General features: G+C 71.0%; 16 protein-coding genes. 10 read left to right on the forward strand and 6 right to left on the reverse strand.

Annotation, left to right across the window (positions count from 1 at the left end; genetic code table 11):
- Nucleotides 1–31 precede the first annotated feature (31 nt).
- From ACZ6S4_RS27050 to ACZ6S4_RS27065, 4 genes are read left to right on the forward strand one after another with little or no spacing between them, the layout of a single operon-like run.
- Nucleotides 32–1,228: a PP2C family protein-serine/threonine phosphatase gene (locus ACZ6S4_RS27050; protein WP_465477596.1), complete on the forward strand. Its 1,197-nt coding sequence runs from the start codon at nt 32–34 to the stop codon at nt 1,226–1,228.
- Nucleotides 1,225–2,820: a sensor histidine kinase gene (locus ACZ6S4_RS27055; RefSeq protein WP_465477597.1), complete on the forward strand. Its 1,596-nt coding sequence runs from the start codon at nt 1,225–1,227 to the stop codon at nt 2,818–2,820. The genes ACZ6S4_RS27050 and ACZ6S4_RS27055 overlap by 4 nt, the downstream gene beginning before the upstream one ends.
- Before the next feature lie 28 nt (nt 2,821–2,848).
- Nucleotides 2,849–3,304 carry a response regulator gene (locus ACZ6S4_RS27060; RefSeq protein WP_360551624.1) on the forward strand — a complete coding sequence of 152 codons (456 nt, stop codon included), beginning with the start codon at nt 2,849–2,851 and terminating at the stop codon, nt 3,302–3,304.
- The gene (locus tag ACZ6S4_RS27065; protein WP_465477598.1) at nt 3,297–4,103 is read left to right on the forward strand and encodes an inositol monophosphatase family protein; all 807 of its coding nucleotides are present in this window, start codon (nt 3,297–3,299) and stop codon (nt 4,101–4,103) included. The genes ACZ6S4_RS27060 and ACZ6S4_RS27065 overlap by 8 nt, the downstream gene beginning before the upstream one ends.
- Here the strand turns inward: ACZ6S4_RS27065 and ACZ6S4_RS27070 are convergent.
- Nucleotides 4,100–4,447, reverse strand: a complete 348-nt coding sequence (locus ACZ6S4_RS27070; protein WP_465477599.1) for a VOC family protein — start codon at nt 4,445–4,447, stop codon at nt 4,100–4,102. The two genes, ACZ6S4_RS27065 and ACZ6S4_RS27070, sit on opposite strands and share 4 nt — an antisense overlap.
- Before the next feature lie 23 nt (nt 4,448–4,470).
- Between ACZ6S4_RS27070 and ACZ6S4_RS27075 the strand changes: the two genes are divergently transcribed.
- From ACZ6S4_RS27075 to ACZ6S4_RS27090, 4 genes are all read left to right on the forward strand, one after another.
- Entirely contained in the window at nt 4,471–5,244 is a 774-nt protein-coding gene (locus tag ACZ6S4_RS27075) for an SDR family NAD(P)-dependent oxidoreductase (protein ID WP_465477600.1), read from the forward strand.
- 64 nt (nt 5,245–5,308) lie between these two features.
- The gene (locus ACZ6S4_RS27080; protein ID WP_465477601.1) at nt 5,309–6,325 is read left to right on the forward strand and encodes a coiled-coil domain-containing protein; all 1,017 of its coding nucleotides are present in this window, start codon (nt 5,309–5,311) and stop codon (nt 6,323–6,325) included.
- A 27-nt stretch (nt 6,326–6,352) separates the two neighbouring features.
- Nucleotides 6,353–7,864: a fused MFS/spermidine synthase gene (locus ACZ6S4_RS27085; protein ID WP_465477602.1), complete on the forward strand. Its 1,512-nt coding sequence runs from the start codon at nt 6,353–6,355 to the stop codon at nt 7,862–7,864.
- 112 nt (nt 7,865–7,976) lie between these two features.
- Nucleotides 7,977–9,767, forward strand: a complete 1,791-nt coding sequence (locus ACZ6S4_RS27090) for a serine/threonine-protein kinase (protein ID WP_465477603.1) — start codon at nt 7,977–7,979, stop codon at nt 9,765–9,767.
- An 89-nt stretch (nt 9,768–9,856) separates the two neighbouring features.
- On the opposite strand, the gene ACZ6S4_RS27095 is transcribed toward ACZ6S4_RS27090, so the two are convergent.
- Both ACZ6S4_RS27095 and ACZ6S4_RS27100 read right to left on the reverse strand, forming a co-directional pair.
- Nucleotides 9,857–10,531 (reverse strand): potassium channel family protein, encoded by a 675-nt coding sequence (locus ACZ6S4_RS27095; RefSeq protein WP_465477604.1) that lies wholly within the window; start codon nt 10,529–10,531, stop codon nt 9,857–9,859.
- On the reverse strand, nt 10,524–11,780 hold the full coding sequence (locus ACZ6S4_RS27100; protein WP_465477692.1) for a TrkH family potassium uptake protein: 1,257 nt from the start codon (nt 11,778–11,780) through the stop codon (nt 10,524–10,526). Before ACZ6S4_RS27100 ends, ACZ6S4_RS27095 begins: the two co-directional genes overlap by 8 nt.
- A 262-nt stretch (nt 11,781–12,042) precedes the next feature.
- On the opposite strand from ACZ6S4_RS27100, the gene ACZ6S4_RS27105 reads away from it, so the two are divergent.
- The gene (locus tag ACZ6S4_RS27105) at nt 12,043–13,272 is read left to right on the forward strand and encodes an MFS transporter (protein WP_465477693.1); all 1,230 of its coding nucleotides are present in this window, start codon (nt 12,043–12,045) and stop codon (nt 13,270–13,272) included.
- Nucleotides 13,273–13,436: 164 nt separating this feature from the next.
- On the forward strand, nt 13,437–14,162 hold the full coding sequence (locus ACZ6S4_RS27110; protein WP_465477605.1) for an SDR family NAD(P)-dependent oxidoreductase: 726 nt from the start codon (nt 13,437–13,439) through the stop codon (nt 14,160–14,162).
- 2 nt (nt 14,163–14,164) lie between these two features.
- On the opposite strand, the gene ACZ6S4_RS27115 is transcribed toward ACZ6S4_RS27110, so the two are convergent.
- From ACZ6S4_RS27115 to ACZ6S4_RS27125, 3 genes are read right to left on the reverse strand one after another with little or no spacing between them, the layout of a single operon-like run.
- Complete coding sequence (locus tag ACZ6S4_RS27115; RefSeq protein ID WP_465477606.1) at nt 14,165–14,500, reverse strand: nuclear transport factor 2 family protein; 336 nt, start codon at nt 14,498–14,500, stop codon at nt 14,165–14,167.
- A gap of 34 nt (nt 14,501–14,534) precedes the next feature.
- On the reverse strand, nt 14,535–14,936 hold the full coding sequence (locus ACZ6S4_RS27120; protein ID WP_465477607.1) for a hypothetical protein: 402 nt from the start codon (nt 14,934–14,936) through the stop codon (nt 14,535–14,537).
- A 46-nt stretch (nt 14,937–14,982) separates the two neighbouring features.
- Nucleotides 14,983–15,330, reverse strand: a complete 348-nt coding sequence (locus ACZ6S4_RS27125; protein WP_465477608.1) for an integrase — start codon at nt 15,328–15,330, stop codon at nt 14,983–14,985.
- Nucleotides 15,331–15,379 lie beyond the last annotated feature (49 nt).

Consider the following 15,379-nt stretch of genomic DNA (forward strand, 5'->3'; position numbering starts at 1 on the left):
TTGCGCGCACCCCGTCGTGCGGGGTGGCGTGGTGAGCGAACGCGCTCTCACAGTGCCGCCGGCGGCGTTGAAAACCCCCGAACGGCTGCGCATCCTGCTGGTCGAGGACGACGAGGGCGACGCCTTCCTCGTCAAGGAGCTGCTCGCCGAGGCCGGTGCGCTGTTCGACCTGCGGGTGGCGACCAGCCTGCGCGAGGCCCGGCCGATGATGCGCGGCGTGCAGTGCGTCCTGCTGGACCTGGGGCTGCCCGACGCCGAGGGCATCGACGGCCTGCGCAAGCTGCTCGCGGTGGCCGGCAGCGCCGCGGTCTGTGTGCTGACCGGGCGCTCCGACGAGCACCTGGGGGTCGCGGCGGTCGCCGAGGGCGCCCAGGACTACCTGGTCAAGGGCCAGGTCGACGGTGTCTTGCTGGTCCGCGCCCTGCGGTACGCGGTCGAGCGCAAGCGCGCCGACGAGAACACCCAGCGGCTGCGTGAGGTGGAGCTGCGCCAGGCCGAGTCGGCCCGGCTCGAACGCGGCCTGCTGCCCCAGCCGCTGATGCAGACCACCGAGGTCGCGGTGCACACGTTCTACCGTTCCGGGCGGGCGATGGGCCTGCTCGGGGGCGACTTCTTCGACGTGGTGCAGGTCGGTCCCGACCGCCTGCACGTCATCGTCGGTGACGTCTGCGGGCACAGCGTGGACGAGGCCGCCCTCGGCGTCGAGCTCCGGGTGGCGTGGCGGGCGCTGGTGCTCGGCGGGGTGCCGGAGGATCAGATCCTGGGCGCGCTGGAGCAGGTGCTGATGAGCGAGCGGCGGGCCCGTGAGGTCTTCGCCACGGTCGCGTCGGTGGTCCTCGACCTGAGCGCCAACCGGGCCACCGTACGGCTGGCCGGGCATCCGCCGCCGGTGCTGCTCAGGGACGGCCGGGCCGAGCCGGTGGCCGCGCGCCGCGGCATCGTGCTGGGCGTCAAGCCGACCCCCACGCCCGCGACCGACGTGGAGCTCTCCGGCGACGACTGGTCTCTGCTGATGTACACCGACGGATTGATCGAGGGGCACACCGGCGTGGGCAACGAACGTCTCGACGTGGACGGGCTGTGCGGCGTGCTGGCCGAGCCGGCCGCTAAGGAGGTGCCGCTGGCGGCGCTCCCGGCGTGGCTGGTGGGCCGGGCCGAGCAGGGCAACGGCGGCCCGCTCGCCGACGACGTGGCGATGCTGCTGATCTCCCGGGGCGGCGGCCGATGAGCCTGCTCGACCTGCGCACCTGGACGCTGCGCCGCCGGGTGGTGGCCCTGTCGGTGACCGTCGCGCTGCTGCTGACGATCCTCGGCGTCTTCGCCGCGATCACCGCTGCGAACAGCAACGACCACATCGACAACATCCTGAACAAGACCGGCCCGATGCGGGCCTCCGGCGAGAGCCTCAACACCGCGGTGGTCAATCAGGAGACCGGCATCCGCGGGTACGCGATCAGCGGCGAGCAGAACAACCTGAAGCCGTACAACGACGGCCTCGCCGCCCAGCGGCAGCTGCTGGACCAGATCACGAAGCTGAACGGCGCCGACGGTGACCCGGCCGTGCGCGCCTCGCTGCAGCGCGTGCAGCAGCGTGCGGACCAGTGGCGGGTGACCGTCGCGGAGCCGGTGATCAACGCGGTCCGTGACGAGGGTCCGCAGGCCGGCCAGGTCCTCATCGACCGGGCGGACACCAGGCAGTTCGACGCGCTGCGGGCCGCGATCACCGACCTCCAGCAGGACATCCTGGTGGTCCGCAACGAGTCGGCCGCGTCGGCCAAGCGCACCGGCACGGTGCTGGTGGCGTTGGAGATCTTCGCGGCGGTGGTCGTCATCCTGGCCGGTGCGGTGCTGTTCCTGCTGCTCGACCGCCTGGTCAGCCGGCCGGTGACCGAGCTGGCCGAGCAGGTCCGCGAGGTGGCCCGCGGCGACTACGACAAGCAGATCACCAGCAGCGGTTCCCCCGAGCTGCGCACGCTGGCCGCCGACGTGGACGGGATGCGCCGGCAGATCGCCAGCGAGCTGAGCGAGGTGCGCGAGGCCCGCGGGCAGATCGAATGGGTCAACGACCAGCTCAAGCAGCAGGCGGAGGAGCTCACCCGGTCCAACCGCGACCTCGAGCAGTTCGCCTACGTGGCCTCGCACGACCTGCAGGAGCCGCTGCGCAAGGTGGCCAGCTTCTGCCAGCTCCTCCAGCGCCGCTACGCGGGTCAGATGGACGAGCGCGCGGACCAGTACATCGCCTTCGCGGTAGACGGCGCCCAGCGGATGCAGCGCCTGATCAACGACCTGCTGGCGTTCTCCCGGATCGGCCGGCTCACCGCGGGCTTCACCGACGTGGATCTCGACCGGGTGCTGACCGAGGTGAAGTCGCAGCTGGAGGCCCGGGCCGGGGACGACGCCGAGATCACCTGGACCGACCTGCCCACCGTGGAGGGCGAGGAGCCGCTGCTCACCACGCTCTTCGTCAACCTGATCGGCAACTCGCTGAAGTTCCGCCGCCCGGACGTCGCCCCGGTGATCCAGGTCACGGCCGAGCGGCTGGAGGAGGAGTGGCAGATCAACGTCCGGGACAACGGGATCGGCATCGAGCCCGAGTTCGCCGACAAGGTCTTCGTCATCTTCCAGCGGCTGCACGCGCGGGACGCGTACGAGGGCACCGGCATCGGGCTGGCCATCGTCAAGAAGATCGTCGAATACCATGGCGGACGGATCTGGCTCGACCTCGAGGTGACCGAGGGCACGTCGATCTACTTCACGTTGCCGCTGCTCGCCGGGGTGCCGGTGGCGGAACCCCGGAAACAGGATGAGGTCGCGGCATGACGCCGGAACGTGCGGAAGGAGGCTCGGCATGACGGGTGCGGTGCGGCAGGACGGCACACCCATCGAGGTGCTGCTCGTCGAGGACGACCCGGGCGACGTGCTGATGACGCAGGAAGCGTTCGAGGAGCACAAGGTCCGCAACCGGCTGACCGTGGTGTCCGACGGCGCCGAGGCGCTGGCCTACCTGCGCCGCGAGGGCGCGTACGAGGGTGCGCTGCGACCCGACCTGATCCTGCTCGACCTCAACCTGCCCCGCCGCGACGGCCGGGAGGTGCTCGAGGAGATCAAGAAGGACGACGACCTGTGCCGCATCCCGGTGGTGGTGCTGACCACCTCGGCCGCCGACGAGGACATCCTGCGCAGCTACCAGTTGCACGCCAACGCCTACGTCACCAAGCCGGTCGACTTCGACCGGTTCATCTCGGTGATCCGGCAGATCGACGAGTTCTTCGTCAGCGTCGTGAAGTTGCCGCCGCGTGCGTGACGACCTGATCGACGAGGTCACCACCCTGGTCCGGGAGGTGGCGCAGACCATCGTGCTGCCCCGGTGGCGGCACCTGAGCGACTCCGAGATCCAGCAGAAGTCGCCCGGCGACCTGGTCACCATCGCCGACCAGGAGTCGGAACGGGCGCTGACCGCCGGCCTCACCGCGCTGCTGCCCGGCTCGCAGGTCGTCGGCGAGGAAGCCGTGGCGGCCGACCCGGGCGTGCTGGGCCGCGTCGGTGACTCGGGCGCGGTCTGGATCGTCGACCCGGTCGACGGCACCAACAACTTCGCGGCCGGCAAGACGCCGTTCGCCGTGATGGTCGCGCTGCTGCGCGACGGGGAGCCGGCCGCGTCCTGGATCCTCGACGTGGTCGCCGACCGGATGACGGTCGCGGAGGCGGGCAGCGGCACGTTCATCGACGGGCTGCGGGTCAAGACCCGCACCGACGATCCGGGTGCCGCCGGGCTGACCGGTTCGTTGTCCCGCAATTACTTCCCGGACGACCTCCGCGAGCGGATCGAGCGGCGGATCGCCACGCTGGGCACAGTGACCGGCGGCCACCACTGCGCGGGCTACGAATATCCGGCCGTCGTCTCCGACGAGCAGCAGTTCGCCACCTTCTGGCGGATCCTGCCCTGGGACCACGTGCCGGGCTCGCTGATCGTGCGTGAGGCCGGTGGCACGGTGCTGCACCTCGACGGCTCGGCGTACCGGGCGACCGACGCGGAGCGCGGCCTGCTGGTGGCGGCCAACGAGGACATCTGGCGAACGGCGCACGCCGCCCTGTTCGCCTAGAGCTTCGACAGGATCATCAGCTTGTGGCCGCTGGGATCAACGGCGCGGGCCAGCCGCTCGCCCCAGGGCTGGTCGGCCGGTTCCGCCACGATCTCGGCGCCGGCCGCACCCAGCCGGGCGACGGCCTCGTCGCAGTCGTCGGCGTAGACACACAGCTCGTAACCGGCGGTCGTGTCGGCGCCGATGCCCAGCTCGCTGGTGCCCAGCCGCAGGGTCACGAAGACCGGCTCGCCCTCGGCGGGGAAGCGGTACTGCTCGGTGAAACCCAGCCCGTCGGTGTAGAAAGCGACAGCGGCGGGCAGGTCGGCCACGGTGATGACGGGAAATGCCTCGGTGAACGCCATCCTTCGGATATTAGGGTGCCCGCATGTCTGCGTACCTGTCTGAGCTTTTCGGTCTGACCGGCCGGACCGCGGTCGTGACCGGCGGCAGTTCCGGGATCGGCCGGGCCATGGCCCGCGCGCTGGGCGGCGCCGGCGCCCGCGTCGTGCTGGTCGCCCGGCGCCCGGAGCCGCTGGCCGAGACGATCCGCGAGCTGGCCGCCGAGGGTATCGAGGCCGGCGCGGTGCCGGCGGATCTCGCCGACCGGGCGGCGCTCCCGGCCGCGATCGACACGATCATCACCCGGTACGGGGAACCGGACATCCTCGTCAACGCGGCGGCGGTGAACCGGCGCCCGCCGATGGACGAGCTGACCGACGATGACTGGGACGTCACCATGGCCGCCAACCTGACCGCTCCCTTCCTGCTCGGGCAGCGCTTCGGGCCCGCGATGGCCGAGCGCGGCTGGGGCCGGATCATCAACGTGGTCTCGCAGCAGGCCTTCCGCGCGTACGGCAACAGCGGCGCCTACGGCGTCTCGAAGGCCGGTCTGGTGGCCCTGACCCGCTCGCAGGCCGAGGCGTGGTCGGCCCGGGGCGTCTGCTGCAACGCGGTCGCCCCCGGCGTGGTGCACACGCCGCTGACCGAGCCGGTCTTCGCCGATCCGGAGAAGGTCGCCGCGCACGCCCGGCGCTCGATGATCGGCCGGAACGGGCTGCCGAGCGATTTCGCCGGATGCGCGGTGTATCTGGCGAGTGCCGCTAGCGCTGCGGTGACCGGCCAGACACTCTTCGTCGACGGTGGATATTCATCGACGTGAGCGCGCTGCCGTTTCGAGGTGCGGCGCGGTAGAGTCACCGCGCTCACGACTTGGGAGGTAGACCGTGGCGGCGACTCTCCTGCGCCGGCTCCAGCCTGTCCTGGCCCTTCTCGCTGCCCTCGCGGTGCTGCTCGTCGCCGCCCCGGCCGCGCACGCGGATCCGGACGAGGAGGGCGGCACCAAGACGCTGCGGTCGGCGCTCGAGTCCGCGGCCAAGGGACACATCGAAGCCAAGAACAAGCTCGAGAATTCCCAGAAGCGGCAGAAGCAGCTCACCGTCACGCTGGCCCAGGCCAAGCAGAAGACCGGCGAGCTGCAGGGCCGGGTCAGCGAGGTCGCCAACCGCGCTTACCGGCAAGGCCGCTTCAACACCATGACTCTGCTGCTCAACGCCTCGTCGCCGGACACCTTCATGGAACGCGCGCTGCGCCTGGACCAGATGGCCCAGATCGACGGCAAGGCCCTGACCGGTTACCGGGAGGCGCTGGAGACCACCCGGCGGGCCAAGCAGGCCATCGACCTGGAGATCAAGGAGCAGCAGAAGCAGGTCACGGTCATGGCCAAGAAGAAGCAGCAGGCCGAGCAAGCGCTGGCCATCGCCGGCGGCGGCGCGGCCCGCAGCGGCTTCATCAACGCCAACTCGCCGCTGGCCAAGCCGGCCCCCCGCAACTCCGACGGCTCCTGGCCCAAGGAGTCCTGCTCGGTCAGCGACCCCTCCCCGGGCGGCGGCGGGTGCATCACGCCGCGGACGCTGAACGCGTACCAGCAGGCCCGGGCGGCGGGCTTCAAGCGGTACACGGGTTGCTTCAGTCAGCGTTCCTCCGGTGAACACCCCAAGGGCCGAGCCTGCGACTTCTCCGCGGCCTCCGGCGGCTTCGAGAACGTCAACGCGTCCGGCGGCGACCGTACGTACGGCGACAACCTGGCGGCGTACTTCGTGAAGAACGCCTCACGCCTCGGTGTGCTGTACGTGATCTGGTACCGGCAGATCTGGCACCCCGGCACCGGCTGGCGCGCCTACAGTGGCTCGGGCGGACCGGCCGCGACCCACACCAACCACGTGCACCTATCAGTCATCTGACAGGAGCACGCCGGTAGCATCCGCGCGATGGAGACCTCCGCCCCGCGCGCCCTGCCTTCCGGACTGGCCACCGCCCTGGTGTTCTTCGCCAGCGGCGCCGTGCTGGTCCTGGAGATCGTGGCGCTGCGGCTCGTCGGCCCGTACGTCGGGGTGACGCTGCAGGTGAGCAGCTCGGTGATCGGGATCTCGCTGGCCGCCATCGCGTACGGCACCTGGCTCGGCGGCCGGCTCGCCGACAAGTTCGACCCCCGGCTGCTGCTGGCCCCCGCGCTGTTGCTGGCGGCGATCGGCACGGCGATCACCCTGCCGCTGGTCCGCTGGGGTGGTGAGCTGCTGCGCGGCGGGTCGGCGCCGGCCGTGCTGCTGCTGGCCGTGCTGGCCGTCTTCCTGCCCGCGTTCCTGCTCGCCGCGATCACCCCGCTGACGGTGAAGCTCCAGCTCGGCGACCTGCGCCGGACCGGCGAGGTAGTGGGCCGGCTGTCCAGCTTCGGCACGCTCGGCGCGATCACCGCGACGCTGGGCACCGGGTTCGTCTTCGTCGCCGCGATGCCCAGCAGCTGGATCGTGCTGACCTTGGCCGGCGTGCTGGCCGTGGCCGGCTTCGGGCTGGGCTGGTGGCTGCACCGCAACAACCCGGAGCTGAAGCTGCCCGGCAAGCCGCGGACGAGGGCGGTCGTGGTCACCATCGGGCTGTTCGGGGCCGGGCTGGGTGCCACCGCGCCGACGCCCTGCGACATCGAGACCGCCTATCACTGCGCGCGGGTGGACGCCGATCCCAGCGTGGCCGGTGGGCGGACCCTGATTCTGAACTCGGCGCGGCACTCGTACGTCGACCTGAACGACCCGACTCACCTCGAGTTCGCGTACGTGCAGTGGATCGGTGCCGTGGTGGATGTCGTCCGGGCCGGCGGTGCTCCGATCAGTGCGCTGCACCTGGGTGGTGGCGGGTTCACCGTCCCGGCGTACGTGTCGCGGACGCGGCCCGGCAGCGACCAGCTCGTCCTGGAGCTCGACGGCGGCCTGGTCGACCTGGACAAGCGCGAGCTGGGCCTGCGCACCGGGCCGAACCTGCGGGTCCGCGTCGGCGACGCGCGGGTCGGCCTGGCCGCGCAGCGGAGCCAGGGGTACGACGTGGTGGTCGGCGACGCGTTCGGCCACCTGGTGGTCCCGTGGCACCTCGCCACCCGGGAGATGGCCGCTGACATTGCCCGCGTCCTGCGCACGGATGGCGTGTACGCGCAGAACGTCATCGACTACCCGCCGAACCGTTTCATCCGGGCCGAGCTGGCCACGGTGGCGGACGTCTTCCCGCACGTGGCGCTGGTGGCGCCGCAGGCCGCCCTCGACGGTGAGACCGGCTCGAACTTCGTGATCGTCGCGTCGAAGTCGCCGCTGGCCCTGGACGAGCTGCGCAACCATCTCGACCTGGTGGACGAGCCGGTGCAGCTGTTGTCGGGTCAGCCGCTCACCGATTTCATCGACGGCGCCCGGGTGCTGACCGACGACTTCGCACCGGTGGATCAGCTCCTGGCCGGGTGACGGCGGGGTTATTCCGGACAAAGAGCGATGTGCTGGTCAGAGCACGCCGGGCGGCTCTCCGGATTCCGCCGACCCCCGGTGAGCAGGGCGTCCCTCGGGCCACAATCGGCACATGGGTTGGCTGGCGACCGGGGGACAGGGCGGCCTCGTCGGCGACCGGTACCGCCTGATCGAACGGCTCGGCACCGGCGGCATGTCCGTCGTGTGGCGGGGCCACGACCAGGTGCTGGGCCGGGCCGTCGCCGTCAAGGTGCTGTCGCCGCAACTGGCCGGCGACTCGACGTTCCGCGACCGGCTGCGGCTGGAGGCGCTGGCCGCGGCCCAGCTGTGCCACCCGCACATCACCGGCGTGTTCGACTTCGGGGAATCCCCGCTGGACGAGCACCGCTCCGTCCCGTACGTGGTGATGGAACTCAACGAGGGCGAGTCGGTCGCCGCCCGGCTGAGCCGCCAAGGCCCGTTGCCCTGGCGCGACGCGGTCGTGATCGCGGCCGAGGTGGCCTCGGCCCTGGCCACCGCTCACGCCCGGGGCGTGGTGCACCGCGACGTGACCCCGGCGAACGTGATGCTCACCGGCGCGGGGGCGAAGGTCGTCGACTTCGGCATCTCGGCGCTGATCGGGCAGCGGGACGCCGCACCGGACGGCAGCCTGCTGGGCACCCCGGCATACCTGGCCCCGGAACGGCTGGGCGGTGGCCACGTCTCACCCGCCGCCGACGTGTACGCCCTGGGGCTGCTGCTCTATCGGACACTCACCGGGCGGCTGCCGTGGCCGGCGGGGAACACCACGCAGGCGTTGCGGGCGCACCTGTTCGCTGATCCGGAGCCCGTACCGTCGCTGCCCGGGATGCCGGCGCAGGTCGCCGATCTCTGCCTGCGCTGCCTGGCCAAGCAGCCCGAGGACCGGCCCGGCGCGGCCGTGGTCGCCGCGGAACTGGCCGCGCTCGTCGGACTTCAGCCGATCATCGCCGTCGGTGCGCCATCGTCCGGGCTGCGCCCGTCACCGCATCCGCTGCCGCGCCCGGCCCGGGCGCCCGGGCTGCGGGTCCGAGCCGGTTTGCGGGTGGCCCGGGCGTTGCGGCTCGGCGGTCCGCAACCGCTGGGTGGTGGGCTGTTCCGTGCCGGTGGGCTGCTGCGCTCTGGTGGGCCTCTGCGCTCGGGTGGGCTGCTGCGCTCCGGCGGGCCTCCGCGCGCCGGTGGGCTGCTGCCCGATCCGGTCCCGGGGGCGCGGCTCACGGAGGCGGTGCTGGCCGGGCGGCACCGCATCCAGGCAGGCGTCGCAACGATCATCCTGGCGGCGGCGGTCGGCCTGATCTGGTCGTCGACCCGCGAGCCGGTCGACGTCGGCACAGCCCAGGCGGCGGCGGCCGGTGCCGGGCCGGGGGCGGTGGTCCCGCACGGTACGGGGTGCAAGGTCCGCTACCGCGTGCAGCGCGACTCCGGGTCGGACTTCGGCGCCCAGGTGACCGTGGTCAACACGGGGGAGCATGTGCTGTCGGAGTGGTCGCTGGAGTTCAGTTTCGCGGGTGGTCAGCGGCTCACCGACGCGCCGAAACGGCTCACCCAGCGGGGACGCAAGCTGGTGCTGCGGGCCAAGAACGGGACGAAGCTGCGGCCGGGGCGGTCGGCGAGTGTGACGTTGAGCGGGAGTTACCGGATCAGTAATCCGCTGCCGGTGGCGTTCGTGCTGAACGGTAGGGCTTGCCAGGCTGAGGTGCTCGGGGCGGTGGGGGCGGCGGCTCCTTCGGCGGAGATCTCCGGGGGGATGCCGGCGTCGGATGATGTGCGGAAGAAGCCGTCTCCCCGCAAGAAGGACAAGGCGCCGGAGCCGGCGCCGGCCAAGAGCAGCAAGCCGCCGGCCAAGGCTCCGGAGAAGAAGTCAGGCTTCTCGGTCACCGTCTGACGGCGGTTCGGACCGGCCCGGCCCGGCCCGTCCCCGACCCCGGCCTTCGGCCCCGAACTCCGGCTTCGGGCCGTTGGGCGCGCTTCGGGTCAGGTCACTGCGGCGAACTGCTCCACCTTGGTGGTGTCGCCGGCCACGATCAGGATGCAGCCCGGCGGCACGACCGTCTCGGGTCGCGCGTACGTGAAGTCCTGGCCGGGCAGTTTGGTGCCGACCACCGTCACGCCCCACTTGCTGCGCAGGCCGATGTCGGCCAGCGTGCGGCCGATCGCTTCCTTCGGCGCCCGTACCTTCGCGATGGCGAAGCCGTCGTCGAACTCGATGTAGTCCAGCATCTGGCCGGTGATCAGGTGCGCGACCCGCTCACCCATCTCCGCCTCGGGGTAGATGACGTGCCGGGCGCCGACCGAGGACAGGATCTTGCCGTGCTTGGTGCTGATCGCTTTGGCCCAGATCTCCGGCACGCCGATCTCCGCCAGTGTCAGCACGGTCAGCACGCTGGCCTCGAGGTTCGTGCCGATGCCGACCACGGCCCGGGCGAACTCCTGCACGCCGAGCTGGCGCAGCGCCTCGGTGTCGGTGGAGTCGGCTTCCACGACCTGGGTGAGCCGGTCGGACCAGTCCTGCACGATGTGCGGGTCGGCGTCGATGCCGAGCACCTCGTGACCGAGGTTGACCAGCGACGCGGCGACCTGCCCGCCGAAGCGGCCCAGCCCGACGACAACGACGTTGTCCGGGCTCGCGGTGAGTCTTCTGTCAGCCAACGAGGGGTCGCTCCTCCGGGTAGCGGTAGAGCCGGCGGCGGGTGTTCAGGGCGATCGCCGTTCCCACGGCGATCGTGCCGACGCGGCCGACATACATCAGGATGGTGAGCAGGACCTGCGCGGACGGCGGCAGTGTGGGCGTGATGCCCGTGCTGAGGCCGACCGTAGCGAACGCCGAGGTGACTTCGAACAGCGCCCGGTCGAACGGCACGTGGTCGGTCATCCCGATCAGCGCGAGTGTGCCGCCGGCGACCAGGGCGACGCCGAGCAGCGCGACGGTGATGGCCTGCCGCTGCGTCTCCTCGGCGATGCGCCGCTTGCGGATGACCACGTCGGGCTCACCCCGGATCTCGGCCCAGATCACGAACGCCAGCAGCAGGAACGTGGTGACCCTGATGCCGCCGGCGGTGCTGGCGCTGCCGCCGCCGATGAACATCATGCCGTTGGTGACGGCGATGGTCTCGGTGTTCATTTTGCCCAGGTCGATGCTGTTGAAGCCGCCCGAACGCGTCATCACGTCCTGGGTGAAGGCGGCCAGGATCTTGGTGGGCGTGCCGAGCGGGCCGAGGGTCTGCGGATTGGTCCACTCGAACGTCAGGAAGACCAGGAACCCGATCCCGCTGAGCAGCACGGTGCCCCACACGGTCAGCCGCGTGTGGGTGGACCAGAAGCCGGGGGTGCGCCACTCCCGCGCCAGCTCGAACAGGACCGGAAAGCCGATCGAGCCGGCCAGCACGCCGAGCGCGAGCGGCATGCAGATCCACCAGTCGCCGACGAACCGCGTCAGGCTGTCGGGATAGAGCGCGAAGCCGGCGTTGTTGAAGGCCTGCACGGCATGGAAGACGGCCTCCCACACGGCCCGGCCGAACGGATAGTCGTACGCCAGCCAGAACCGCAACGTGAGCACGACACTGATGGCGGCCTCGGAGGCGAACATGACGATCGCCACGCGGATGAGCACGCCGCCGACGTTGCCGCTGAAGAGGCCGGCGCTCTCGGCCTGCGCCATGAGCCGGCTGCGCAATCCGAGCCGCCGCGACACCAGCAGGCTGAGCAGCGTGGCGAGGGTCATGATCCCGAAGCCGCCGATCTGCGACAGCACGGTGAGCAGCACCTCGCCGAAGCCGGACCAGTAGCTCGGCGTGTCCACCACGGCCAGCCCGGTGACACAGACGGCGGACGTCGCGGTGAACAGTGCGGTCACGAACGGCGCATGCCCGGGCTCGGCCCGCGCGGCCGGCAGCATCATCAGCGCGGTGCCCACGGCGATGGCGCCGAGGAACGCGATCGGCACGATGCGGGCCGGGTACTGCCACGGTGAACGACCCCGCACCCGTACCTCCCCGTTTCGATCTAGAGTGCCTTACCAGCCGACAGAAAGGGTGCGTGATGCAACGCGACATGGCAACGGTCTTCGCCCCGACGCGAGGACGCGCCGCTTAGTCTCCCGCGGCCCGTAGCTCCTCGCACGGGGCGGTCGTCGACCGTCACCCCTGTCTTGAGGAGCAATGTTGCGTGCCCTTTTCCCGCGCCTCGGCGCGGACTTCAGCAAACTCTGGACCGCGAGCGCGGTCTCCAACCTCGGCGACGGCGTCACGATGGCGGCAGGCCCGCTGCTGGTCGCCTCGATCACCACCGCCCCGGCAGCAGTGGCCGGCGCCGTCTTCGCCCAGCAACTGCCGTGGCTGCTGTTCGCCCTGATCAGCGGGGCCTGGGCTGACAGACTCGACCGCCGCCGCCTGGTGGTGACGGTCAACCTGATCCGCGCCGCTGCGATGGCCACGCTGGTGGCGGCGGTGGCCTGCCACGTGGTGACCGTACCGCTGATCTATGCGGTCTTCTTCGTGCTCGGCACAGGGGAGACGCTGGCGGACACGGCGGCGGCGGCGTTCGTCCCGGCGCTGGTGCCGGCCGAGAGCCTGCCGACTGCGAACGCCTGGCTCGGCGCGACGTTCACGGTGCTCAACCAGTTCGCGGCGAAACCGCTGGGTGCCTGGTTGTTCGTGGTGGCCGCGGCGGTGCCGTTCGGAGTGAACGCGTTGTCGTTCGCCGCATCGGCTGCGCTGGTCGCCGGCATCGGTGGCATCCCGGCTCCGGAACCCCGGCCCCGCAGGCCGCTCCGGACAGACATCGCAGAGGGGATCCGATGGCTGTGGCAGCACCGCCTGCTGCGCACGCTCGCGATGACGATGGCATTCGGCAACGTGGTCTTCTGCGCCGCCTTCGCCATCTTCGTGCTGTACGCCTTCGAAAGGCTGGGCCTGGGCCAGCTGAGCTACGGCGTACTGCTGACAGCGTTCGCGGTGGGCGGCCTGGCCGGAACAGTGACGGCTCCGGCCCTGCTCCGCACTGTCAGCGCGACGGCACTGCTGCGAGCCGGCCTACTCGTGGAAGTGGCGCTGCACGCGACGCTGGCCCTGACCCGGACGCCGTGGCTGGCGGCGGCGATGATCGTGGTGTTCAGCGTCCACGCCGCGGTCTGGGGCAACGTGGTGACGACGCTGCGGCAGCGCTCGATCCCCGGGGTGCTCTACGGGCGGGTGGCCGGCGTGTACTCCCTGCTCGACCTGGGCGGGGCCGCGCTGGGCTCGCTGCTGGGCGGAGCGGTGGCGCAGGCCTACGGGATCACCGCGACGTTCGGGACGGCAGCTGCGGCGATGGCAGTGATCATGCTGCTGGCCTGGCGAGGGTTGGGGCCGGCAACCCGTACGCTGCGTTCCGCCGTTCCTGAGAACGCCTGACTGAACGGCGGCGCCGGCCCATCACCCCGGCGCCGCCGCTCCATCACCGCCCTCACCACACCACCCCAGCGGCGTGTACGACCACCGCGTACCCGGCGCAGCGTGGGTCAGGTCTCTTGTGCGGGCCTTCCGGCCGGCGCAGGCCCCTCCTCTAGAGTCGGGGCATGGCGAGGCTTGCGGTGGTCAGCGGGGGCGGCACGGGAATCGGCCGGGCGACAGCGGGAATGCTGGCGGGGGAGGGCTACGACGTCATCATCGTCGGTCGGCGCCCCGACGTACTGGCCGACGCGGTGAAGTGGATCGGCCCGCAAGCAACGGCGGTCACCGCCGACCTGTCAGTTCCCGGCCAGACCACCGCGGTGGTCGAGGCCGTCGGCGGCCGCCCGGTGGACGTGGTCGTCAACAACGCGGGCGCGTACGTGTCCGGCGACGACTCCACCCCCGAAGGCCTGGCGGCGCGCTGGCGGGCGAACCTCGACTCCAACGTCCTGACCGCTGTACTCCTCACCGACGCCCTGCTGCCGTTGCTGCGCCGGCCGGGTGGGCGGATCATCCTGACCAGCTCGATCGCCGCCCAGCGGGGTGGCGGCGGCCCCTACTCGGCGGCCAAGGCGGCCCTGCACGGCTATGCGCTGGACCTGGCCACCCAGCTCGGCCCCGAGGGCATCACCGCGAACGTGATCGCCCCTGGCTACGTGACCGACAGCGAGTTCTTCGCCGGCCGGATGACCGAGGAAGGCCACGCCCAGCGAGTGGCCGCGACGCTGGTCAAGCGGGCGGGCGTGCCGGAAGACATCGCGGAGGCGGTGCGCTGGCTGGCCGGTCCCGGCGGCAGCTTCGTGACCGGCCAGATCATCAACGTCAACGGCGGCACAGTCCTGGGCCGCTGACCTCAGGCGATCTTGCTGAGCACGTCCTTGGCAACGATCAGCCCGTCCCGCACGGTGTAGACGTCGACGCCTCGCAAGGTGGTCCCGTCGACTGCGGCCGGATACGAGAAGTAGCCGAAACCGCGCTCACCCCGTACCGCGATGGGTTCGATCGTGAGGTCGGGATCGCCGTCGAGCTGCTCGGCGAAGACGGCGCCGACAGCCTCGCGACCACGCACGACGCTGCCGTCGGAACTGCTGTAGACGACGTCCGCGGCCAGGCAGTCGACCACGCCTGCGAGGTCCCGACGGGACCAGGCAGCCAGAAACCGGTCGAGAACATCATCAGTGTCCGACATGGCCGCGACCGTACCGCCCGCCAATCCGGTGGTGCTACTTCGCGGCACCACCGGTGAAGCGCTCCTCACCCGGCTTGTTCGGGCGGAACCGCAGCGCCGACCAGCGATCGTCGATCGCCACCTGGCCGTTCGGACGCATGTCGAAGTCCGCCACGATCGGCCAGAGCGTGTCGCGGTTGATGTCCGCCTTGTTGCCCTTCGGATAGGCGATCCAGAGCACCGCGGGCTTGGCCAGATCGTCGGCGTGCTCCTCGAGGAGCTTGCGAGCACTCGCGGCATCGTCCGCGAACAGCACTGCCGTGCTCGCCGACGCGAGCCCGTCGCTCTCCCGCACGCCCTCCGGCATCGGTGTCAGCAAAGGCAGGTGCGCAGCGTGCGACAGCCACACCGTGGTGTGCGGCTTGATCTGCAGCTTCTCGGCGATCGTCTTCGTCATGCCGCCCACGCTGCCACCGACAAATTTAGTTGTCAAGGAACGAATGTCACGGAAGGTCGACCAGGCCCAGCCCGGGCAGAGCCGGCCCAACAGCAGAGCTCACCCGAAACACTCCGCCGACCTTCTCCGGCGTCCAGCCCGCCTCCAGCCCCCACGAGACGAGCCGGCGCACGATGGCCGCGCTGGGGTAGGCATACGTCGTCTCCTCCGATGCAGCCGGAACGGGCAGCTCCGTCATGTCGGCCTGCAGAACACAGCTGTTCTTACCTGCACCCCACACGCGGACCCGGATGTACCGGTGTCGTCTGCCGTCAGCGCCCGGTGCGGCCCGGATCTCCGCCTTCCAGGCGAACTCCCGGCCGTCGACGTGCAGCTTTCGGAGCCTCTCTCGCATGCCGCCAATGGTGGCAGCGCACGAGGTCCAAGCGCGCGGGCAATCGCAG

The organism is Actinoplanes sp. NPDC051405 (assembly GCF_055586185.1).